The 22,498-nt window shown below is 50.5% G+C and carries 25 protein-coding genes; 6 read left to right on the top strand and 19 right to left on the bottom strand.

Annotated features, from left to right (window positions below):
* Positions 1–16 precede the first annotated feature (16 nt).
* The 3 genes from ACVL1J_RS04915 to apbC all read right to left on the bottom strand — a co-directional run bounded on the left by ACVL1J_RS04915 (position 17) and on the right by apbC (position 2,706).
* Positions 17–448, bottom strand: a complete 432-nt coding sequence (locus ACVL1J_RS04915; RefSeq protein WP_159570097.1) for a hypothetical protein — start codon at positions 446–448, stop codon at positions 17–19.
* Positions 449–577: 129 nt separating this feature from the next.
* On the bottom strand, positions 578–1,582 hold the full coding sequence (locus ACVL1J_RS04910; protein ID WP_341236406.1) for an alpha/beta fold hydrolase: 1,005 nt from the start codon (positions 1,580–1,582) through the stop codon (positions 578–580).
* A gap of 32 nt (positions 1,583–1,614) precedes the next feature.
* Positions 1,615–2,706, bottom strand: coding sequence for an iron-sulfur cluster carrier protein ApbC (gene apbC / locus ACVL1J_RS04905; protein ID WP_159570094.1), 1,092 nt, complete (start codon positions 2,704–2,706; stop codon positions 1,615–1,617).
* Positions 2,707–2,956: 250 nt separating this feature from the next.
* Here apbC and ACVL1J_RS04900 point away from each other — a divergent pair, with 250 nt between their 5' ends.
* Positions 2,957–3,121 carry a rubredoxin gene (locus ACVL1J_RS04900; protein WP_040513190.1) on the top strand — a complete coding sequence of 55 codons (165 nt, stop codon included), beginning with the start codon at positions 2,957–2,959 and terminating at the stop codon, positions 3,119–3,121.
* Positions 3,122–3,125: 4 nt separating this feature from the next.
* On the opposite strand, the gene ACVL1J_RS04895 is transcribed toward ACVL1J_RS04900, so the two are convergent.
* The 3 genes from ACVL1J_RS04895 to ACVL1J_RS04885 form a co-directional block, all read right to left on the bottom strand.
* Complete coding sequence (locus tag ACVL1J_RS04895) at positions 3,126–4,136, bottom strand: DUF2804 domain-containing protein (protein WP_341236407.1); 1,011 nt, start codon at positions 4,134–4,136, stop codon at positions 3,126–3,128.
* Between the two features lie 85 nt (positions 4,137–4,221).
* A complete protein-coding gene (locus tag ACVL1J_RS04890; RefSeq protein ID WP_341236408.1) occupies positions 4,222–5,265 on the bottom strand; it encodes a hypothetical protein in 1,044 nt (347 codons plus the stop codon).
* A gap of 88 nt (positions 5,266–5,353) precedes the next feature.
* Positions 5,354–6,625, bottom strand: coding sequence for a DUF445 domain-containing protein (locus tag ACVL1J_RS04885; RefSeq protein ID WP_491665152.1), 1,272 nt, complete (start codon positions 6,623–6,625; stop codon positions 5,354–5,356).
* A 177-nt stretch (positions 6,626–6,802) separates the two neighbouring features.
* On the opposite strand from ACVL1J_RS04885, the gene ACVL1J_RS04880 reads away from it, so the two are divergent.
* Positions 6,803–8,044, top strand: a complete 1,242-nt coding sequence (locus ACVL1J_RS04880) for a DUF445 domain-containing protein (RefSeq protein WP_341236410.1) — start codon at positions 6,803–6,805, stop codon at positions 8,042–8,044.
* Between the two features lie 66 nt (positions 8,045–8,110).
* Here the strand turns inward: ACVL1J_RS04880 and ACVL1J_RS04875 are convergent, their stop codons facing one another.
* Positions 8,111–9,055, bottom strand: a complete 945-nt coding sequence (locus ACVL1J_RS04875) for an alpha/beta fold hydrolase (RefSeq protein WP_341236411.1) — start codon at positions 9,053–9,055, stop codon at positions 8,111–8,113.
* A 204-nt stretch (positions 9,056–9,259) separates the two neighbouring features.
* Between ACVL1J_RS04875 and ACVL1J_RS04870 the strand changes: the two genes are divergently transcribed.
* Positions 9,260–10,036, top strand: a complete 777-nt coding sequence (locus tag ACVL1J_RS04870; RefSeq protein ID WP_341236412.1) for a ferredoxin--NADP reductase — start codon at positions 9,260–9,262, stop codon at positions 10,034–10,036.
* A 77-nt stretch (positions 10,037–10,113) separates the two neighbouring features.
* On the opposite strand, the gene ACVL1J_RS04865 is transcribed toward ACVL1J_RS04870, so the two are convergent.
* Both ACVL1J_RS04865 and ACVL1J_RS04860 read right to left on the bottom strand, forming a co-directional pair.
* A complete protein-coding gene (locus ACVL1J_RS04865) occupies positions 10,114–10,506 on the bottom strand; it encodes a carboxymuconolactone decarboxylase family protein (RefSeq protein ID WP_159570080.1) in 393 nt (130 codons plus the stop codon).
* The gene (locus tag ACVL1J_RS04860) at positions 10,496–10,957 is read right to left on the bottom strand and encodes an SRPBCC family protein (protein WP_159570078.1); all 462 of its coding nucleotides are present in this window, start codon (positions 10,955–10,957) and stop codon (positions 10,496–10,498) included. Before ACVL1J_RS04860 ends, ACVL1J_RS04865 begins: the two co-directional genes overlap by 11 nt.
* Positions 10,958–11,039: 82 nt before the next feature.
* Between ACVL1J_RS04860 and ACVL1J_RS04855 the strand changes: the two genes are divergently transcribed.
* Positions 11,040–11,339, top strand: coding sequence for a hypothetical protein (locus tag ACVL1J_RS04855; RefSeq protein WP_341236413.1), 300 nt, complete (start codon positions 11,040–11,042; stop codon positions 11,337–11,339).
* A 17-nt stretch (positions 11,340–11,356) separates the two neighbouring features.
* Here ACVL1J_RS04855 and ACVL1J_RS04850 read toward each other — a convergent pair whose 3' ends face one another.
* Both ACVL1J_RS04850 and ACVL1J_RS04845 read right to left on the bottom strand, forming a co-directional pair.
* Positions 11,357–13,264, bottom strand: a complete 1,908-nt coding sequence (locus ACVL1J_RS04850; protein ID WP_341236414.1) for an ATP-binding protein — start codon at positions 13,262–13,264, stop codon at positions 11,357–11,359.
* A gap of 23 nt (positions 13,265–13,287) precedes the next feature.
* Entirely contained in the window at positions 13,288–13,992 is a 705-nt protein-coding gene (locus ACVL1J_RS04845; protein WP_341236415.1) for a dienelactone hydrolase family protein, read from the bottom strand.
* 179 nt (positions 13,993–14,171) lie between these two features.
* On the opposite strand from ACVL1J_RS04845, the gene ACVL1J_RS04840 reads away from it, so the two are divergent.
* Both ACVL1J_RS04840 and ACVL1J_RS04835 read left to right on the top strand, forming a co-directional pair.
* Positions 14,172–14,441: a hypothetical protein gene (locus ACVL1J_RS04840; RefSeq protein ID WP_341236416.1), complete on the top strand. Its 270-nt coding sequence runs from the start codon at positions 14,172–14,174 to the stop codon at positions 14,439–14,441.
* Positions 14,442–14,458: 17 nt separating this feature from the next.
* Positions 14,459–15,523: an MBL fold metallo-hydrolase gene (locus ACVL1J_RS04835; protein WP_341236417.1), complete on the top strand. Its 1,065-nt coding sequence runs from the start codon at positions 14,459–14,461 to the stop codon at positions 15,521–15,523.
* A 42-nt stretch (positions 15,524–15,565) separates the two neighbouring features.
* On the opposite strand, the gene ACVL1J_RS04830 is transcribed toward ACVL1J_RS04835, so the two are convergent.
* The 8 genes from ACVL1J_RS04830 to asd all read right to left on the bottom strand — a co-directional run bounded on the left by ACVL1J_RS04830 (position 15,566) and on the right by asd (position 22,498).
* The gene (locus tag ACVL1J_RS04830) at positions 15,566–15,979 is read right to left on the bottom strand and encodes a hypothetical protein (protein ID WP_159570068.1); all 414 of its coding nucleotides are present in this window, start codon (positions 15,977–15,979) and stop codon (positions 15,566–15,568) included.
* Between the two features lie 226 nt (positions 15,980–16,205).
* Positions 16,206–17,621: an ABC1 kinase family protein gene (locus tag ACVL1J_RS04825; protein ID WP_341236418.1), complete on the bottom strand. Its 1,416-nt coding sequence runs from the start codon at positions 17,619–17,621 to the stop codon at positions 16,206–16,208.
* A 110-nt stretch (positions 17,622–17,731) separates the two neighbouring features.
* Positions 17,732–19,057 (bottom strand): DUF1329 domain-containing protein, encoded by a 1,326-nt coding sequence (locus tag ACVL1J_RS04820; protein WP_341236419.1) that lies wholly within the window; start codon positions 19,055–19,057, stop codon positions 17,732–17,734.
* Between the two features lie 38 nt (positions 19,058–19,095).
* Complete coding sequence (locus tag ACVL1J_RS04815) at positions 19,096–19,968, bottom strand: class I SAM-dependent methyltransferase (RefSeq protein WP_341236420.1); 873 nt, start codon at positions 19,966–19,968, stop codon at positions 19,096–19,098.
* An 8-nt stretch (positions 19,969–19,976) separates the two neighbouring features.
* The gene (locus ACVL1J_RS04810; protein WP_341236421.1) at positions 19,977–20,357 is read right to left on the bottom strand and encodes a DUF2237 family protein; all 381 of its coding nucleotides are present in this window, start codon (positions 20,355–20,357) and stop codon (positions 19,977–19,979) included.
* A 3-nt stretch (positions 20,358–20,360) separates the two neighbouring features.
* Positions 20,361–20,810 carry a hotdog fold thioesterase gene (locus ACVL1J_RS04805; protein WP_341236422.1) on the bottom strand — a complete coding sequence of 150 codons (450 nt, stop codon included), beginning with the start codon at positions 20,808–20,810 and terminating at the stop codon, positions 20,361–20,363.
* Positions 20,811–20,861: 51 nt separating this feature from the next.
* The gene (locus ACVL1J_RS04800; protein ID WP_341236423.1) at positions 20,862–21,605 is read right to left on the bottom strand and encodes a spermine/spermidine synthase domain-containing protein; all 744 of its coding nucleotides are present in this window, start codon (positions 21,603–21,605) and stop codon (positions 20,862–20,864) included.
* A 20-nt stretch (positions 21,606–21,625) separates the two neighbouring features.
* A complete protein-coding gene (gene asd, locus ACVL1J_RS04795; RefSeq protein ID WP_341236424.1) occupies positions 21,626–22,498 on the bottom strand; it encodes an archaetidylserine decarboxylase in 873 nt (290 codons plus the stop codon).

Raw genomic sequence — 22,498 nt, 5'->3', positions numbered from 1 at the left:
ATGAGACAAGACATTACTAATTCATTCCATCGAGAATCTCGGTTAATTCCTGCATGACAGAATTGGCCAATGCATCAAAAAAGACCTGGATCAAATTGGCCATTTGAGCACCAGTTACCCCTTGAAGTGGCAATTGCATCAGAAACTCGAGGTTTTCGGTGTCCATGTTAATACCCACTTGGTACTGAAAATCGAGCACATGGACCATGGCATGTGCTTCTGCCAAAAAATGCAAACAGATTTCGGCTGAACTCGGCTCGTTCATGTTGTACAAGGGGAATGCCATAACCACCCAACGTGCGTTTTGCGACTCACCTGGGCGAAACGACAACTCAAACTGTTCCTTTTTGGCCATGATTACGCCCAGGCCATCAAACCAGCGCATACCGGCCAGACCAATTGCCTCGTGCAGCAGACTCGCCTCTTCGGCGGAAAAACCGGATTCCATGCGAGGGGCAACAGATCGCTCTGATGGGGAGCGAGGGGCTTGATTTTTATTCATGAAGTGAAGCGACTCAATTAGGTGGACATGTATTGAGTAGACTTGAATCGCGGAAGGTTCCTTGCAGGGCTTGCGTCAGACCAGCAAATGATGCCGCGAAACTTCCTGCGAAATTGCCGTAACCATGTTCCCGGATTCTGCGAGATGCCCTGTATCGGGCAGTTCTATCAAGGTAGCGCGCAAAACAATTTCCGAAAGAAGTCTTGAACCGCCCGGCGGACAGACCCGATCATTCATGCCTTGAATGATCGACAAGGGCCATGTGGCCTGCGCAACACTTGACAACAGTGAATCGAGATCCGAGGGAGACAAAAAGCAGTTATGCCTCAAAAAGTGTGCTTGCAAGCGATATTTGCGCACCAATGCAAGCTCTTGAACATCGCTTAAAAAAGGCCTTTTGTTGTCAAAATCGCCAGACCTGCCAAGAAGCAAAGCCGTTTCAAGTTTATTCCAGGCCACCGAAAGCTCTAAAAGGTGCTCAGGGGTAGCCACCTCAAAGCACTCGCAAACAAAGTCGGTTCGGGCACCGGGGCCAAAATATTCAGCAAAATAGTCTGGTGCAATTCTCTCGAGTGACTCGAAAAAAGCATCGACACGCGGGCGCATGGGTAAAAACGGAGCGCGCAATACCACGCTGGCCACTTGATCGGGGCGATAGGCAGCAATCGCCAAAGCCAGGGTGCCACCCCAAGACCCACCTAGAATATGAAACTTCGGGATATTTAATCGATCAGCAACTTCGAGCGCGTCGTCTACAAAACGCTGCAAATCAATCACGCTGAGGTCTAAATCTTCACTTAAACCGCTGTTGCGCTGATCAAAACCGAACCACGGTAAACCAGCAAATCGAATTGGTGCCACATGGGAAGCCCCAAGGCTTCCGCCGGGGCCACCATGGAGTACAAGCCAGGGAATTTGCCGGGCGCTATCGGCAAGCTGCCGGGCAATGCCCTGCTCTGCCCACACAGCAAGATTGCCCCCCGCATCAAGAACCACTTGCGGGGTCGACCATACACCAGCCAACCCCGCCTTTGGCGCGGGGCCGGCCACTTTCTGAAAGGTCAGTTCGTCTTTAGGCACATCAGCCCCCAAGGCGCCTTGGCAATTACAACTTAAGTGTTTTGCACCACAATCGACGGGAACTTCAAGGACATGTCTTTGGATTGCTCTGCAATGCGAATAGCCACTTTGCGTGCAATTTCCTTGTAAGTTTTCGCCAAATCGCCATCGGGATCGGCCACCACCGTGGGTTTGCCCGAATCAGCTTGCATGCGAATTCGCATATCCAACGGCAAACCACCCAGGTAATGGATGTTGTAATCCTTGGCCATTTTCTGACCGCCACCTTCACCAAAAATATGCTCTTGGTGACCGCAGTTTGTGCACACGTGAATGGCCATGTTTTCGACCAATCCGAGAATGGGCACACCCACTTTCTCGAACATTTTCAGGCCTTTGCGGGCATCCAACAAAGCAATGTCTTGCGGAGTGGTCACAATGACTGCACCGGTCACGGGTACTTTCTGCGACAGGGTCAATTGAATGTCACCGGTACCTGGGGGCATGTCGACGATGAGGTAATCCAGGTCTTTCCAGTTGGTTTGCTTGAGCAGTTGCTCCAGCGCGCTTGTTACCATGGGCCCACGCCAAACCATTGGCGTGTCTTCATCAATCAGAAAACCAATTGACATGGCTTGAACGCCATGACCTTCCATGGGGTCGATAATTTGACCATCGTCAGACTGCGGGCGACCGGTAATACCCAGCATGGTTGGTTGTGAGGGGCCATAAATATCGGCGTCCAGCATACCAACACGTGCACCCTCGGCCACCAGTGCCAGGGCCAGGTTGACTGCCGTGGTGCTTTTGCCCACGCCACCCTTGCCCGAGGCCACCGCAATGATGTTTTTTACATTGGGCATGGGCTTCAAGCCACGCTGTACCGCGTGGGTTTGAATTTTAATGGTCGCATTCACGCTCACGTTTTCCACGCCGGGAACCTGGGCACGCACAGCAGCAATGGCCGCTTTGCGCAAACCATCTAGCTGGCTTTTACCGGGATAGCTCAACTCCAACTCAAAACTGACATCGCCACCGTCTACTTGAATGTTCTTGATCAGTTTGGCGCTGATGAAGTCTTTGTTCAAATTGGGGTCAATGACACTACGCAATGCATCGCGTACGGTGTCGGTACTCACTGACATACACACTCTCCTCGAATCTTGTCTGGTATGGTCTTTCTATATATAGGCGTGAGTCTAGCCTGTTTTTCACACAGCAGGCTTACACCCAATGGAAAGCCCAGCGTTCTAATGATTGTCGTTTACCCTAAAGCTATTAATTTTCTGGGCACTATCGTCAATTTCTATGACTTGAGCGTCACACCAACTTTTTTTGTGCACATCTTGATAGCATTGCGACACAAAAAATTCAAATGTTGCTGGAGATCCTGAAATGAAAACTTATGTTTGTATCGTGTGTGGCTTGATTTATGACGAAGCCGCCGGCATGCCCTCGGAGGGTATTCCTGCTGGCACGCTGTGGGCAGATGTTCCAGCAGACTGGCTTTGCCCAGACTGCGGCGTTGCAAAAAGCGATTTTGAAATGGTCGAGGTATAAGCAATTACCATTTGGCGTAATGGTCCTCGCACCATCCACTCAAGCCATTCAATGAATACGTGGCACCTGTTTCTTTCAATCTAACGGTGCCATTGAATTCTCCAAAGCACTGATTGAACCGACTGGCCAGCACCAACAGGTTTCGATGGTCGTCAATGCTACCTTTGGGCGTAAATTGCAAATCGACTGCGCCACACTGTGAATACACACGCCAAGGCGCGTGAACATCGTCCCTGTCATACTCAAAAAGCACCAAAGGCAAATTATTCAATTGCCCATTCACCCAAAGCACATTCTCGTGCGCGCTGGTTTCGTTCACACCACGCGCCACATTCAGCGAAAGCAATGGCTGCCCAGGCGCCGCACGCCCGCTGGCACAGGCCCAGTTCCAGAACGTTTCGCGCCGAAGAAAGCCCGCTGTCCAATCGTGATAACAACCGGCTTTTTCTGGATCGAGTGTGTAGTCAACACCATTCAAATGGACATGGCCTGTTATCGCCCCACCACTGTTTTTCTGGGCATAGGCAAAGCCAGTGTTTGCAATGGGCGTATTCAGGGCAAGGGTTTCTGATTCCTTGCAATCAATCGACAAATGGCCGTGAAAGGTATCGCCAAACCTGAAATTCAGTTCGCGAGAAGTTTCCGTGCGCACAGCCAATACTTGATGATTTTTCTTGAACGGATGAGTCCAGCTGCTTTGCCCAATCGGCTTGTAATCACTTTGAAAACCAAAGTCCAAAGGCAGATCGAACTGGATCCGATGCAAGCCTGTTGCAGTGTGCAGGTATGCAAAAGTTGAATTCAACATACCCAAGCGAACCATGCCACACCCGAAGGTGAAACCATCACCCAGCGCGCCATGGAAATCAAAGTGCTTGAACAGGAAACGGCGTTGCCAGGCCATTCGTTTTGCGCCCATGGCATTGCGTGCATCGTAGTGCTGCCAGTTGATACAACCCGGCAAATTAGACAAGCGCCCCCAAGTTGGCACGCCTTTGGCATCAATCAGATCCATAAACAAAATCGGGCAAGTTAGACTTGCCCGATTCTGTCACGTTTTGCCTCCCGCTAGAAAGGCGAATTCACTGCAAAGCTTTTAATTAAACTGGCAAACCACCACCAATTGCATCGGTAATGATGGCTGGGTCCAGCATGCTGGTAATCGGTGCCAAGGGCGAATCTGCTGCCATGCCAAGCAAGGGGTCGAGCGCAGCATCCAAAGGCGTGCCGGTTGTACCACCACTGTCACCGCCGCCTGCACCACCAGCTGCATCGGCCAATGGGCCAAGTACCGCATCCAAAGGTGTGCCTGTGGGGCCGTCTGTTTCACTGCCGCCTGAACCACCAGCTGCATCGGCCAATGGGCCAAGTACTGCATCCAACGGTGTGCCAGTGGGGCCGTCTGTTTCACCGCCGCCTGAGCCACCCAGTGCATCGCCAAGCATTCCCAGGCCGTCTGCCAAAGGCTCGGATACAGCGGCCAGGGGCGTGGCTGCCAATGCATCAAGTACCGGATCCACTACAGCATCCAAAGGCGTGCCGGTTGTGCCACCGGTGTCGTCGCCACCGTCTGTGCCGCCGTCTGTACCACCGTCTGTACCACCGTCACCGTTGTCGCCATCGCTATCACCAACAGTTCCACCACCAGTGGAATTGGTCGGGCCTGAACCTTCGTCATCGCTGGACGAAGCCAACAAACCAAGACCTACAGCGCCAGCGCCCACTGCCGCGGTGGTGCCACCCAAAGAGCCCCCGGCCAACAAACCGCCTCCGAACAAACCAAACATGCCGCCTTCAGCACCCGCTTGGTTTACACCTTGCAATTCGACAAGTTCAGCAAAATCAGGATCCAGATTTGCAATGGTTACGCCATCGTCAGACAGCGCCTCAAAAACAAGGGCAGTTTGTCCATTCTTTAATGTGGTATCGGCAATCACGCTACCGGTGGGAGCCACCAGCAAATTGCCAATTGGCTCGCCATAGCTGTTGGACAACATGATGGATGCACGCCCGGAATCGCTGGCCGTAATCACATCACCAGCCTTGATCGAATCACCAGCTGCCAATGAACGGGTCTCGCCATCACGCATAATGCTGACAGGGCCTTCCAACTCATTGACCGAACCAATTACCTGTGTGGACATGTCGCCTCCAAAATTTTTAAGTGTGAGTGTTGTCGAATTTGTAAGTAATACTCTGACAACGTCGAGGCGGATTCAAAACCAGGTTTATTTACAGCAGAACCACCAATACTGCCGCCAACAAGGCGCCCCAAAACCCACCGATCAAAGGCATCATCCACTCGTATCTGGAAAATACCGGTCGCAAGGCTTTCTCGAATTCCATGGCAGGCAAACCCGAGAGCCTCTCAACAATCACTTCTTCAATTCTCAAGACATCGTTTAAATAAACCCGGGCAGCCATCAAATGGGCTTCCAGTTTGCTTGCAAATATTTTTGCGGCATCCCGCTTAATGGCAACCCACTGCTCTGCCCCCAAAATGGTTACCAGCAAAGGTTTTATCCCACTGGATTCCAAATCCATGACACGCTGCACATGGTAATCAATCAGCGATGACAAATTTTTTGCATTGGGCCCCCGGCAAAGTGACAACACAATGTTTTCTGTGGTCAACACCTCGCGTGCTGCAGTTTGCGCAAACAATTCAGAGATGTGTTTTTGGTCGCGAAAAAAGAAACCAGTGAATTTGCCCAAACGAATGGTGCCGTGATCCGGATGAAAAAAAAGACTCTCCAGCGCAAGCTCATTGGCCAGCGCACCGAGCACAATACCCACCACGATCAGCCAATACCATTGAATATTGAACAGCGAAATTCCTGCCAGCAAAAGGCCAACCACCAAACCGGCCACCAGCGAGAAGCGGATCAGGTAAGCCATGGGGTCTTTGCCCGCGCTTTTAAACAGATCAACCACCAAATAGGGCCTGCTGGTGACCACGTCCAGCACCAGTGTTTTCAGGCTGAGGTAATAGGCAGGTTTCTTTTGTAAATCCAGAATGATTTGCTTGGCCACTTCAGGCACGATGCCGCGAATTCTGAAAATAATGGAATTCTGCAAAAAGCTGGGCAGGCTTTCCCACAACGTGGGTTTGTGCTTTAGCATCACCTCGCGACAAGCCAGGTCGGCCGTCTCTTGCATGGGTGGAGTCAGGCGATCAGACATGCCCTGCGCGGGAATACGTTTGATCATTTCGTCCAAAGGCAACAGTTTGTGCGTCATCAGGCGCACAGCAATTTCAGCCATGACCGACTTCTGGTGCGGCACAAGCCCCTGCCAGCCCAAACCTTCAAGACCCAACTGGTGGAGTCCAAGCGTTCTGAACAGCGGAATGCGCCAACCTTTGAATTCTTTGGGATTGAACATCAACCAAAGTGCGGCTGCCTGAAAAAACCAGGCCAAAAAGAGCCCGGTGGCTGCCATGGCCAAAAAAATCGCCCAGACCGGCAGGCCCAAATCGAGGAAGGGAAAATCCAAAACGATCATCCTGAAGTAATTATTAAAATAATTGATCTAATTTCAATCCACTGAAGGACATCCATAGGTCGTTATACTGGCGAACGAGACAAGACAGATTAGAGAAAGCCGTCCAAAAAATATATCGACGACTATATATCTTTATACTTTACCAACAAAAAATAAGATTCTAAGGGGACGCCTTTCATGGATTGGGCAACTATTTACGCTGACATTCAGCAGAACTACCTCTTTTACCTTTCAATCCCTGTAGTTGCCGCCATTCTTGGTTACGTCACCAAAATCGCCGCGGTCAAAATGATGTTCTACCCCATGAAGTTTGTGGGCATCCCGCCATTCTTCGGGTGGCAAGGCATTGTGCCGCGCAATGCGCTGCGCATGGCATCCATTGCAGTCGACACCATCACCACCAAATTGGTATCAGTCCATGAAGTGGTTTCCAAACTGGATTCCGAGCGTTTGGGCAAAGAGCTGGAAGGCCCTGCAATGGAGGTCATCGAGACCATCATTCGCGAGGTAATGTCCAAACATCAGCCTCGACTTTGGGAAAGTCTGCCGAACTTTGCGCAGAAAAAACTGATTGACCGTGTCAAGAAGGATGTTCCCGGCGTCATTAGCAGTGTGATGGAAGACATCAAGGGCAATATTGATCAAATCATTGACTTGAAGGCTTTGGTCATTCGTATCCTGATGAAAGACAAACACCTTCTGAACCGAATCTTCCAGGAAGTGGGTCGTGAAGAATTCAAGTTCTTCGGTGTATCCGGCTTGTACTTCGGCTTCATGATTGGTGTGGTTCAAATGGTGCTTTGGGTACTGCTGAAAGAGCCATGGATTTTGCCCGTGTTCGGTTTCCTGGTTGGCTTTATTTCCGACTGGATCGCGCTGAATATTCTGTTTGAACCCAAAAAGCCGATTCCGTTTGGTTCGTACACCATTCAAGGCCTGTTCCTGAAACGCCAGCAAAAAGTAGCGGCTGATTACGCGAAAATCATCGCACGCGATATTTTGACCCCTCAAACAATCATTGGTGAAATGGTTGCGGGCCCACTCTCGGAGCGTGTCCAGAAAATGGTTGATGAACGTGTGCGCGAGATGGTGGACAGCAAGGCCAGTATCGTGAAGCCTTTTGTGGTGATGGCCGTGGGCGCAGAGTCTTTCCAGCGCATGAAACAAGACACCTCTGAAATGTTGATGGCGCGCTTGGCCGATGTGATCATGCACGCTGAATCCTATGTACAAACCTCACTGGACATTGAAAACGTGGTGGGCAAAAAGATGCAGGCCATGACACCACTTGAATTTGAAGGGTTGCTGCGCCCTGTGTTCAAGCAGGAGGAATGGATTTTGATCATGACAGGTGCCATTTTGGGTGGCCTTGTGGGTGAAGGCCAACTGATGGCGATGATCAAGATGGGTATTATTTAAACCCTGCGCATGTTGAAACAAAAAACCCGGCAATGCCGGGTTTTTTTATGGGCTCACAGGCCTGAATCAGACCTGCACCCGGGCTTTGGCCAAGCCCGGATTTTCTCGGCCGGTTTCCGCAAATTCCACAAACTCAGACACACAATTGGCCACCCACTCGGAATGACTTTGCACAACCCAGTGCTGTGCATCGATATCCCTGCGCCAGACATTGTGGGCATAGGGATAACAAGACTCTACCAAGGCTGTGGTTACAAATTTGTCATTGGTGGGCACCAACAATTGCACAGGTACCTCAGTTTGGCGCAAACGTGGATTGCTGATGCGTGGCAGCATGTTGGCGCGGTACAGGTTAATACCATTCACACCATCTTTACGCTGTGTCGGGTTGGCTTCGTGTTCAACGCCTTCCATTTTTTTCACAATACCCGGCCAGGCCTTGTCCAAACCCAGTTTCCAGGCGGTAGGTGCCAGGAATGGCAACTGAAAGGCATACACATACCAGGAATGCATCAACTGCCCCATGACATTGCCCAAAGCTTTGCGATTGTTGGCAGTAAAGCTATTGCGCATCCACATCCCGATGTGGTCAAGACACGGACCGGAAATACTGGTGTAGCTCGCGATTCGGGACTTCAATCGATGGTCAGTCACACTTTCCCAGGTTTGAATGGAGCCCCAGTCGTGAGCAACCAGGTGCACGGGCTGCGTCGGGCACACTGCCCGCATAACAGCCTGCAAATCTTCAGACAACTTGTTCAGTGAATAATCCCACATCCAGCCCGGTTCAGTTGATTTGCCACAACCACGCACATCGTAGGTCACCACATGAAAATGGTGCTTCAGAATATCCACAACAGGATCCCAAACGGTGCTGGAATCGGGGTAGCCATGCACCAGAATAATGGTGGGGTTGTGGGGCTCGCCATGGCTGGTCACAGCCAGTGCCACGTCGCTTGAATGCACAACCATTTGACTTGTCTGCCGCTGCTTTTCGTTTGTCTCTGTCATGGGTGTTGCCCTTATTGGATGTTGTTGTGGTGTACTTTCGACTCCACTTTATAACCCCCATTGAAGCCGTATTCTTTCGCATGGGTTAGAGGTGCAACTCCAAATAAGCAAATAACTAAAAAATAGAATGACTTACAGCGTTTTTTGATGCAGTGCGTTATTATTGGGCCGTTCGAAAAATTTACGAGAATTAAAGTCGCAACCATGTCAAACCTGATTCAAGAACAAGTCACAGAAGTCCATCACTGGAACGATACCCTTTTCAGCTTCAAAACAACTCGAAGCCCGGGGCTGCGCTTTCACAACGGCCACTTTGTGATGATCGGCCTGGAAGTCGAAGGCAAGCCACTGCTGCGCGCTTACAGCATTGCCAGTGCCAACTACGAGGAGCATCTCGAGTTTTTCAGCATCAAGGTGCCCGATGGCAAGCTGACTTCGCGACTACAGCATTTGAAAGTGGGCGACTCGGTTCTGGTTGGGAAAAAGCCCACAGGCACACTGATTCTCGACGATTTGAAGCCTGGCAAAAACCTGTTCATGTTTGGCACAGGTACTGGCCTGGCTCCGTTCATGAGCCTGATCAAAGATCCCGACGTGTATGAGCGCTTTGAGAAAGTCATTCTGGTTCATGGCGTGCGGTATGTGAATGAGCTGGCCTACGGCGAATTCATTACCGAAGAGTTGCCCAACAACGAGTTTTTCGGCGACATGGTGCGCGATAAATTGATTTACTACCCCACGGTTACCCGTGAAGAGTTCCGGAATGTGGGGCGTATTACAACATTGATGGAAAATGGTCAGCTGTGTAATGATGTTGGCTTGCCGCCCCTGAACCCCGAAACTGATCGAGCCATGATCTGCGGAAGCCCCAGCATGCTGGCTGACATTCGCGGTATTCTGGATGCGAAAGGTTTTGTGGTTTCACCCGGTGTGGGCGAACCTGGTGACTACGTGTTCGAACGCGCATTCGTCGAAAAGTAATTTGCAACTTGTACATGTAAAAAAAACCGGCTTGGGCACACACCCACAGCCGGTTTTTTTATTAAGAAGCACAAAAATCACTTCTCGGCTTCAAGCTCTTCGAGCAAGGCCTTTGCATGGCGCATGCTGTCCATGGCCGCCGGGAAACCGCAATACACACTGGCGTGAATTATCAATTCGCGTAACTCATTGGGAGTCACACCATTGTTGATTGCCCCGCGCATGTGAAGCTTTAATTCATTGGGGCGATTCAGGGCGATCAACATGGACACTGTCGCGATACTGCGAATTTTGGGTTCAAGCCCTTCCCGAGGCCACACCGTGCCCCAGGCATGAGCAGTCACAATGTCCTGCAAGGGCGCCGCAAAATCATCTGGATTTGACACGGCCTTGGCCACATAATCTGCGCCAAGTACTTTGGCTCGCATCGCTTTGCCGGTGTCGTAATTGGCTGGCTTGTTACTTGCCATACTTCTCCCCCAGTTTTTCAATGAAACGATCGAGCAAACCATCGAACATGGTTTTGATAAAACCTGGCGTAGCAGCCTTCAGCAGCATAGGCACTTTAATGTCGCGCAATTGCCCATTAATCTCGATTTCGATGTCCACTTGCTTGCCATTCGGTTTGAACTGGAAAGCGCCGGAAAGACTGGCATTGCCAATGCCTTCTTTGGCTTTGAAACTCAGGCGCCCGTTGGCCTTGTCCACTTCGTAGGTGGCTGCATAATGAACAGCATGAGACACACCCATGGCGCCAATTGGCTTGAGCTTCCACTCAAAGGTGTTGGGTCCAAGCTTGGTCAGACTTTCCAATTTCGGAAAAATTGAAATCAAAGGTTCAATGGACTCAAGATCGACCAACACTGCATCGTAATTCAAGGCCACTGTGGCGGTTTTATCCAGTGAAAGCTTGCTGTCCATGTCAAATTCTCCTCAGGTTTTAGGCCCTGCCCCCTGTGCTGGAGTACACTGGCCGAAATAATAATCAGGTTAAATAATACTCATGAGTAACATACCAGCAGATCCCTTGCTGCGGATCAAAAAGCTATCAGATTCACTAGAAAATAATGAATTTGAAAACACCACCGCACTTATTTTTGCGTTTCGACAAGAGAAAGACCTGTTATGCGATTTACCTGCAGTGTTTGAAGGTGCACTTGAAAGCATTCTGGAGCGCCTGGAGAGCACCGCCATGTTTGGCGGAGAAAGTTGCTCGTTCAGTCAAAGTGATCTGCTGGCGGCACTCACTATTTGGCTGGAAAAAGCAAAGTCTTATCTCGAAAAACAACTGGGCATTGTTTAAGCAAGGTTTGGTGCTTTTCAGGCTGTCTTCTTCTTGGCGGCAATCTCTTCAATCAACTTGTCCAGTTTCTCAAAAGAAACTGGCTTGGTCATGTGCAAATTCATTCCGGCTTGTGTCGACATGGCAATGCTTTTGTCGTCCGACAAACCCGAGAGAGCGCAAATATAGCTGTGCTTTGAGGCTGCATTCTCGGAACCGCGAATAACTTTGGTTGCCTGGTGACCGTCCAGATCGGGCATGTCAATGTCCATCAACACCAAGTCGAAACATTGTTTCTCGCACAACTCCACTGCAGGCAAACCGCCCGTGGCCTGCACCACTTGGTGCCCCCTTTTTCCAAGGTAACGATCAAGAAGTTTGATGTTCATGGGGTGATCGTCTACCACCAAAATATTCAATGCCCGTGAAGGCAATTGCACTGCCTTGTCAGACTTGGTCTGAGTCAATGCCGAGGCCAGTGGCAAATTCAAGCTCACTGTGAACACAGAGCCCACCCCAGGTTCAGAGCTGACATCAATACGTCCCCCCATCAACTCCACAAGCCCTTTACAAATGGCAAGACCCAAACCGGTGCCACCATACTGGCGATTAATTTCCCGACTGGCTTGGCTAAAACGCTGAAACAGTTTTTGCAAGCTGGACTGGCTCATGCCAATACCGCTGTCAGCCACCTCAATAAATACTTCAACCCGACCTTGGCTGGGCGGTGAGGTCAATAAACGTATCGTCACATAGCCGGTGTCTGTAAATTTCAAGGCATTGGACACCAGGTTTTGTACTACCTGTCTTAACCTGTTCGCATCGCCGTGAAGAAAACATGGCCCCTCAGACTCGTTCACCAGAGAGAATTCAAGATTCTTTTTCAGGGCAAGGTTTCGATTCAGCGAATACACCTGCCTGACCATGGCTTCCAGGTCGAATGGAGATTGATCAAGCTTCAATCCATTGGCTTGGATGCGGGAGTATTCCAGCACATCGCTTAAAATCAAGTGCAGGTTAGTTGCCGAGCTGGAAATATTACGTACATCACCCCTTAACTCGGGGTCATCCAGTTGCTCCTCGAGCAATTTGGAAAACCCGATGATTGAATTCAGTGGCGTGCGCAATTCATGGCTGATTGTTGCCAAAAACTCGGATTTGGCGCGGTCAGCACTTTCAGCTTGCTCTTTGGCCAACACCAAATCGCTTACATCAAGGCAAACTGCATACATACTGACACCCGGTGCTTTTGCTTCGCGCTGCAATGTCAGTTGGAAATATTGTGGATCTACCCCGCTTCTGCGAACGGTTGCGAACACAAGCGATTCACGGTTTGGAAAGGCTTCCGGGCGAGATAATACGGTTTTGAATGCTGAATGGTATTTTGAATCAATGTGCTTAAGCACTGTAGTCCAGTCAGCAATGAACTCAGCTCGGCTGAGGGAAAAAAAACGCTCAATGGAACTGTCGACATTTTCCACCCGCACACGCCCTTGATCGCTTACGCTGAACTCCACCACAAATCCGTTCAAGCAGTTTTCGACACTCAATAAACGGCGCTTTTCTTCTTCAAACCCGGCCAGCAGCATGCTTTGTTGCTGACCTAACCTGTGCACCGTATTCACCAGTGTTTCGAAAAAATCTTTTCCGGCCAGATAGTCGGGTGCTGGATCCTGACCAACAAGGTTTAACAGGCTTTCTTTGGCCTGAAAGCTCAACCATGCACGGGTCAGCACGCTGCCCGCCACATAAGAAACCAATACGACAACAAGCAACAACAAAAGCTGCCCAAACCAGGCCAAATCGCCCAACTGTGTCCAAAACACAATTGAACCAATGACACCAATAGCAAAGAGCAAACACAACAAAGGGTGGTTGCTCCATGAGTCGTCAATCGCTTCTGAGACAATCTTGCTCAGGGAGGCACTGGCCGGGGATGCTTTCAAGAATGTTGCCTTTGGAAAATAGCTTAGGCCGAAATGGTTCGGGACAAAAATTCAAGCGAACGGCCTCTGGCCAATGCGGCTGCTTTTTGTTGGTACATGGGGCGCCCCCAACAATTAAAACCATGATCAACATTCGGGTAAGTGTGAATTTCCACGCCACGATTGGACGCAAACGCAGCCTTGATTTGAGCGACTGCATCCATTGGAATAAATCCGTCCTTTTCGGCAAAGTGCATCAGCATCGGGACCTTGGCTTGCGGCGCGCGATCAAGCGCGGTATGGATACCGCCTCCGTAGTAGCAAACACTTGCATCTACGGCTCCAGGTGTAGTGCCCACCAGGTAAGACAACATGCCACCCATGCAATAACCAAGACTGGCCACTTTACCTTCAACCTCATCCCGAGCCTTCAAGGCTTCGGCAGCGGCACATAAATCTTCAACCGCTTTGGGAAAGTCCATGCCCTGCATCAGCCCGAACCCTTTCTTGAAACCAGCATCGTCATAACCAATATCTACACCGGGTTCCTGGCGCCAAAAAACATCGGGGGCTAGAACCACAAAACCATCGCTTGCGTATTGGTCGGCCACCTCACGAATGTGTTGATTCACACCAAATATTTCTTGTATCAACAATATACCAGGGCCTTTGCCCGTAGGGGGAAGTGACAGGTAAGCGCCAAACTGGCCGCCATCTTTGGCATTGATCGAGATTCGTTGGGACGGCATAAAGCTCCTCTCTGTATGGATGAAACAAGCGAATTCGAATTGTAGCGCCTGCATTTGTCCGCGTGAGTGTGACGAGACAACAAAAAACCACAGAAGTTAAAAAATACTGTACACAGTTACAGTGTTTATTGTACAGTTGTTTTCAGAGCGACACCTAAATAGCGATAGGAGTAATCAAGATGAGTATCAAGCGATTTGCCTTGTTTTTTATTGTGTGGGTGCTCAGTTGCGCATTTGTACTCGAACCTGCATTCATTGCGCCCCTGTTTGAAACCAGCAGCACCCTTGAACTTGCCTTCGCCGGAAACCCTGCTCAATTGGGCGGGCTTGAATTGAACACAAACAGCAGCACTGCGGTAGAATCACTGGACCATTTCAGAGTACTTTGTTTGCTCTACTTCGGCTTGCCTGTTGCGGTGTACCTTGCAACACAGTGGAAGGAACTCTAATTCATCCGTGTTGAACCATGAAGTATGTTGTAGCTGGCGCTTTTAGTTTGATTGCAGGTTTCTTGATTCAGGGTTGTGCTGCTTCCAATCCTTATTTTGACTTCAACAAACCGCACCACAGGCCAGATGGCTTTGTGAACTCGGATGGCACCATTGTCTCGAAACCCATGTCAGATTTACTGCGCTGGTATCGTGAACGATTCGGAAAAGACTTACCCCCGCCTCCTGGCGAGTTCATCGCGAGCTACGCCGACTTTCCCCAAAAAAAATTCGACAAAAGCCAACTTGCCCAATACTCGGAAACCACAGCCACCTGGCTTGGACACGCAACTGTAATGGTGCGTGCCAATGGTTTTACCATGCTGACCGACCCCCACTTTTCGGTTCGCGCATTTCCGGTGCAATGGGCGGGTCCGTCCCGCAAGGTTCAGTCACCAAGCCGTGTTGAAAACCTGCCAAAAATTGATGTGGTCGTGATTAGTCACAGCCATTACGATCATTTGGACCACAACACCGTGGTGAAATTGGCCAAACAACAGCCAGACACCCTATTCCTTGTGCCATTGGGACTTGAGCCACTCCTCACAAGTTGGGGGGTTGCAAAGGTCAAGGAAATGGATTGGTGGGAAACGCACACCATGGGACAAAACAAAATTACGTTCGTACCTGCCTACCACTGGTCTGCACGCACGCTAACAGATCGCAACAAATCCCTTTGGGGCGGCTGGACATTGAAAAGCCCAGACTTGAACTTCTACTTCTCGGGCGACACGGGTTACAGCAAAGACTTCGAAGAAATCGGCAAACGCCTGGGGCCGTTTGATTTCAGCGCGATTGCCGTGGGCGCCTATGAACCACGCTGGTTTATGAAAGCTCAACACATCAACCCCGACGAAGCAGTACAAATTCACAAAGATGTACGTTCAGCAAAATCCATGGGCATACATTGGGGTACGTTCGAGTTGACCGATGAACCGCTGGATCAACCCATCGGCGACTTGAAGCTTGCACTTGAAAAACAGGCCGTTGAACCCAGCGACTTTCAGTTGCTGGGGCATGGCGACACCATTAATTTGAGGTAGTTTTGGGTGCAAATACAAAATGACTTAGATTGTCTGTCTAGGTCAAATCAGTTTATTGAATTGAGGCATGCAGTGGCGCACCAAGGTCATGGTGAGCAAATCGTTCAGTTGATCGTCCGTGGCTTTGTCAGATAAAAAATGCAATCCAGCAAACGAGGCCCAGGTAGATTCGGACACCCTGAATGGCGTGTCCTGAATGATCAGGATTTGTGTTCCTGCTGCGTACATGTCCAGCAAAGTACTTTGAATCAAGGCACTTGAACGCTGAAAGCTGGCGCGAACCACCACCAGACCTGCGCTGAGATTGTATGCAGCCAAGGCCAGCTCCTTGCCGGTTTGACGCGGCAGTACTTCATGTTGACCCCATACTTTCTGGGCGAACGCACAAATTTTGTCCAACAACTGTTTGTTGGGCTCCAGTACCACCACTCCGATTGAATCTTGCGCTGTTGACATCTTGTTCGCCTTTTTTGTCTAGGACAACTTTGATCATTTGACCACAAGCCGATAGGCAGGGCAATGCAAATTACTCTATATGCTCAATAAAGATAATTAATATGCAGTGCAGTAACCATTAACGCACATTTAGAGCGTGTAAAGACGCAAAGGTTCCTGCCGTTTGATGTGAAAACGGCTTTTTGATTGACAATTCCGGACAAAGGAAAGTCGCCTAAGTTTTGACCTAGTTCAAAGCGAGGTGAGGCTTGAGAAGCTCATGCAAACGGAGTTCGGCCCGCAAGGTTTTCAGGGTGACCAAGACACCGCCGATGCGACGGTGCAGAAATATGATTTCCTGGGGTGGAATCTTGAAGTGCTTGGACATCATTTTCAATGCCGCTGTTTGTCCCACGCGGGCGGGCAAATCCGTGTCACCAAAACGATAGGCACCGCCGGGGGTGTATAGCCTGTCGGGCACCATGGGATCGAATGGTTTGCGAAACGGTTCAACAATCAATTCGGTCAAATCGCCAAACCCTTCCAGAAAGGATTGAGGTGTGTTGGCGTCCATCAAGCCGATGTCCAGAACACCTCGTGCCACCTCTTGCCTGTCGGCCTGAAGGGACCCGCGCACAATTCGCCCGTAATTTGCAACAAACGAGGTATCAAAGGGCCTGGTTGCGCCAAAGTCGAGTGTCACAATTTGATCATTTTCGCCATTGGGATCGATGCGAACCCGATAGTTTCCAAAGTGAGGGTCTGTTTGAACCAGCTTCCAGTCAAAAAACTCGGTAACAAACAATTCGGCAAAGCTTTTCGCCAGTGCATTTCTGCGACTTTGCGACAAGGCCTGCACTTCTTTGGAAGACACTGAAAACCCGGGCTCGTAACGCGTGGTCAGCACGCGTTGGGCACAAAACTCGGGATAAACCTTGGGCACGATAAAGCGCGAATCACCTTGCAGCCTGTCGTGAAAGATTTCAGTAAATTCCCGTTCTTGTACATAGTCACATTCACGAACCAGCATGTCCCGCAATTCATTGAACACGTCGGTCAAATCAAGCGCCTTTGGCGCAAGGCGTGTGGCTGAGATCAGCCGGGACAAAGTGCGTATGTCAGTGTCGATGGCGTTGGCCACACCTGGGTATTGAATTTTGACCACGACCTGCTCACCCGTGGCTTTGATAGTCGCCAAGTGAGCTTGCCCCAAAGAGGCTGCCGCAATGGGTTTACGCTGAATATCGAGCTTTGCGATGGTCTTCTCGCCCAAAGCATCAATTAGCTGAGGCTCAACAAATGACCAACTGACTGCAGGCGTGTTGTCCTGAAGTGTCGCGAGAACTTCAACCGCCTCCTCTGGCAAAAAATATTGTCCATACAGAGAAAGCATTTGCCCTGCCTTCATTACGCTGCCTTTCAACCGCCCCAGCTCGTCGGCCAACTCTTTGGCCTGAGTTCTGTAAAAATTACGGTTGGCTTCGTCTTTGGATTCACCGCGACGGAACAGATTTCGTACCGTGTGCCCGGCAATTTTGGCACCCGCACCAACGCCCATGCGAGTCAAGGCAACATTGCGCTCAAAGGCACCGGTTTTGATGCGGTCCATGGTGCTGTCTTCAGCACTACCTTCTGAGTTGTCGGGTTTGTCCTGCTCGGCCATACTGCGAAAAGTCCTTGCGAATACAAAATGAGTTGGGCGACATTGTAGTGGCTGGCCGCCCTGAGCAGACGAAAAAGCACTCTAAATCCCGAGTGCAATACCCCTTAAAGTCAGCGCATCAACTTGCGCAATGCAGCAGGCGTGAAATCGCCAGGCCTTACGGAAACATTGAATTCCGTGGCGGGCTCTTCATTCTGTAATGCGCCGAACACAGACTTGCGCGCATTCAGATCATGCTGAACCTCGCCAGAGGTGTACAAACCTGGCGCGTCATAAGCCTGCATCAGGTACAACATTTTGACGCGCCACAGCTCGCCTTTCGTGTCGTACTGGTCCATCAAGGCCACGTACCAGCTGTCTTCATCGACATACATGGTGCGCTTTGAGTAAATGTGTTCAGAACCAGGCTTCAGTGTGCCTTCGATCACCCAAACGCGATGCAACTCAAACCGGGTCAACTCAGACTTCAAAAAAGCATCGTTGAGCATGTTGTCGTACTTCAGGCTTTTGTCACTGAGCTTGTAGTTGTTGTACGGAATGTACATTTCACGCTTGCCCAGCAGCTTCCAGTCAAACCGTTCAGGCGAACCGTTGAAACCGTAAATGTCGTCCACAGTGCGCAAGGCATCTGTATTGCCTGCCGGGGCTGCATGCACCAATTCAGGTGCGCGCAATACCCGCCGCTGGCCAGAATTTACAATCCATGCATTGCGGGTGTCATCTTTGAAATTCAAGGTGTCGAGCACCAACAGGGCTTCACCCGATTGTGCCGAAGGCTTTGTGGATTCACCGATAAGCGCGAACAGCAAGGTGCTGCCCGCTTTGCCAATTGAAGGCGCCCACGCAATGGTTTGGCTGCTGGCAAAAGTCACTGGCCTGCTGCCGTTGCCGGCAACAAAACCGGCGGTGTGCGACCTTAAAGTTTGCGCTGGGCGGCGCAGCAAGGTGTTCCAAACGGCTTCCAATCCATTTTTAGGCTGCGGAAATGGCACGCTGGTGGATTGAACACCTTCCACAGCCAAGCCGTCATGTGCCAACTTGACTTTGCCAGCTTCCATCTTGATGCTCGTCATCATCTCTGGTGAAAAAGCGGCAGTGCGGTGTGTTTTATAAACAGGAATGCTGTAGTTCGGGTAGCGTTTAATCAACGCAATTTGCCCTGCAGGCAAAAACTTTTCGTGCTGGGCCAAATTACTTTGATTCACCACGAATAAAGGCTTTTCACCCGCAAATGGATCGATGTAGCCACTCTTGGGATCAAACCCGGCGGGAGGCTTTGTCAAACCACCGGTCCACTCGGGGATCGTGCCAGCCGCATTGCCGGCGATTTCGGCACCCAAGGCATTTGTTGAACCTGTTTGAGCCATGGCACTTGTGCTGCCCATGATCACGAACACCGCCGAGGCTACAACACCTCGCAATATGTGGAAATTCATCTTGTCTCCTGCTTGTTGCTCTGCTTTTTCTTGTCAAGCTACTTTACAGCACTGGCAGGGCGCGCAAACAAGACACGACAAAAGTCTGCACCTTTGCCTGTGCAAGCAGGCACTTGTTCTGCAAAATCGCTGGGTGTTAACACCTGGCAGGCCATACCGAGATTTTCCATGGCCAATTGCAAATGCCCGGCTGTCTCAAAATGCAGGTGCACTTTGCCGCGCACAAAAATACCAAGCCCGCTTACAAAGGCCTGGGCCAAGGGGTCTGAATTTTGAGCCTGCATGTGGATATCGGACAGGTAAGTACCGTGTGCAAACTGCGCCAAGGTGTGAGAAATTCGCGACCACAGGTTCAACACCGAGTCTTTGTCGAAATAGTTCAGTAACCCTTCGGTAATCACCACCAGCCCCTTGGCGGTGTCTAGCTGTATGGCCAAACCATCCAGGCTGTGTGCACCCTCTTCAGCAAAAGCATCCACCACTTTGACATGGTGATTGGGGCAGGCACGCAACCGGGTCGCCAGCAGTTTTTTCTTCTGCGCCACCATGCCGGGCAGGTCAGCTTCAATGTAAGTGATTCTGTCGCCGTAACGTTCAACAAACCGACTGCCACGGGGTGACAAGCCCGCTGCGATCTCGATGATTTGAGTTGCTTTGCCAGACTCAATCAATTCGGTCAGATGGTGATCAATTAAATCGTGACGGGCCAGCAGAAAATCTTCCAGTGTCGGGCCTCCGAAACTGCGGGACACAAACATGGAAGGTGCCAATGCCATGTGCAAGGCGCTGGCAGGCATGGATTTCAATTCCGGAATGGATCGACCTGTGGTTTGCCAAACCTGCCCCGTGTACAGCGCAGTGGGGCTGATACGGGCTGCGGACAGCCACTGCGAGGCAAGCTTTTTAACCATAAGGTCCTTTACAGAATTGAGTGCTCAAGCAAGGTTTCCAAGGGCACAACATCAAGTGCTGTTTGATTGGTACCCTCAAGGTATACGGGTGGTGCAACACCCGCCTCGTAGGCCTCAAGCCAGCGAAGGGCACACACGCACCAGCGGTCACCCGGCTTTAGGCCTGCAAAACGATACTGTGGCATGGGGCTGATCAGGTCGTTGCCCATGCGCAACTGAAATTCCAGAAATTCTTGGGTGACTTTGGCACACACCACGTGACGGCCCAAATCATTGGGGCCGGTGCTGCAACAGCCATCTCGCATAAAACCAGTAAGGGGTGCGTAGGAGCAGGCGAGCAAGGGCCCGCCAAGGACGTTTTTATCTTGTTTCACAGTGACTTTCGACATGAATTATTTTGAACCAGGAACAGGCACTACAGCCATGGTGAGTCGGGAAATGCAACTCAGTTTTCCTGAGTCATCATGCAGTTCAATATTCCATACCTGAGAACTTTTACCGGCATGCCACAACTTGGCGGTGCCCGTTACTTTGCCACTTCTAACGCCACGCAAATGGTTGGCATTGACTTCCTGCCCGACACAATAAAATTTGCTGTTGTCGACCAGCAAATTGGCACCGATGCTTCCCAGTGTTTCTGCCAACACCACATTGGCGCCGCCATGTACCAAACCAAACGGCTGGAATGTGCGGGCATCGGCTGGCATGGTGCCGCGAATAAAATCGTGACCTACTTCGGTAATTTCAATGCCCAGTGCTTCGCACGCGGTGTTCTTGCACATGGCATTCATGTTGTCCAAACTTGGCGTGGAAAACCAGATGGAATGTTGATCTTTTTGCATGGCTGCGACGTCTCTATAAATTTAATTTGTGTCCTATTTTAGGCGTGCAATTTAAACTTTTGGACAGGCTTCGATTAGTTTGGCCACTGTATTAGACAAATTTAGGGCAGTTTCTTCTTTTAAGCGCTGGCAATTGGCATACAAATCGGCCTCGGTCGCTGAAAAACCAGCGCCCACATGGGCCAATGCAATCACATTGCCGCTGGCGCAGGGTGCCAAGGCCACGGCATTTCCATCGAATGCATCCAGCAATCGCTGTTTGCTTTGCGCCGAATCCTTTTGGTTGCTCAATAAATTGGCCACCAGGTAACCCTGCTCGCTCAGCAAGGCTTTGCAATTCAAATAAAAGGCTGTGGAATTCAAAGGCCCTACTTTGGCTTTTCCATCGAAGCCATCCACCATGATCAAATCGAATTGACGCGCGCTGCTTGCCACCGATTTCGCCATGTAGTCAGCACCACAACTCACCTCAACATGAAAACCGGGGGAAAACGGCGGCAGCTTGAAATGCATTTGCGCAGCGGCCACCACGGCGTGTGATATTTCAATCACTTTAATTTTGGCATTGGGCCGGTGTTTGTGCAAAAACTTGGGCAAGGCACCCACCCCCAAGCCAACAAACAAAGCATTTCTAGGCCATTGTGAATCTGGATTCAACAAAAGCGGCGCCATCATTTCCCGGGTGTACTCAAGTTCAAGCGCATAGGGCCTTGCAATGCGCATTGCACCCTGCACCCAGTCACTGCCGAAATGAAGTTGGCGAACGCCCTTTTCTTCGCTGATCAATATGTCCATAGGGCGCAAGAATAACTGAATTATTCAAACAAGGCTTGCCCCATGAACAATCGGCTTCCTTCTTGCAAACCAGATGCAATATTCCAGCTTGGTGGCACCAACAGAACAATTGTTGAGCCATGCTCAAACCACCCCAATTCCTCACCTTTGTGAATGGGTGTGTGCGTGCGCACCCGTTGTGGCCCACGGTCATTTTGATTGAATACGCGCCCGGTGCAGTGCAGGCGTATACCTGCTACCAGAATGGCCGCCACCGGCACAATGGCGAAGGGTTCGCCTTGCGCTGTTTTGCCACTCAGCACAGCACGCTCGTTTTTGCAGAACAGTTTCTCGACGCGCTTCAGCGCCGCAGGGTTCACATTCCAGGTGTCACCGTGAATATAGTCCACCTGCTCCACCACGCCATCGATTGGCGAATGCATGCGGTGATACATGCTGGCAGTGATGCGAATGGTGAGGTATCGGTGCCCGTGAAATTTCATGGCAAGTACAGGGTCGACCAACAGCTCCTCCATGGCATACGGAAAACCTTTCACCTGCAGCAGGCTGCCGTCCTCAACCAAACCATGCACCCCCAAAATACCGTCACAGGGGCTGGTGCCTTTGGCCTGCAAGTCGACCGGTCGCATGCCGGGTTTTAGCGCACGCGTGAAACAATCATGAATGGAATTGAATTGCTGCCTTTGCGCTTCGTGCAAGCTTAAATCTGCAAACTGATTCCACAACCACAAAGCTGGCTGGGCGAACCAAGGGTGTTTGATTTTGCTGATCTTGCCCATGAGCCAAGAACTGAACAAACGCGGAATTCGGTTGGTCAGCATGAAGTTGACACTTTCCTGCAAGCGAATGCGGGACGCTTGAAATGAAGAATTCGCCTGTGAGTTTTTTTGCAA

This window comes from Limnobacter sp. G6BE5S, from assembly GCF_058448965.1.
Note: the sequence above shows the minus strand (reverse complement) of the source record. Positions and strands in the feature narration are given on the sequence as shown.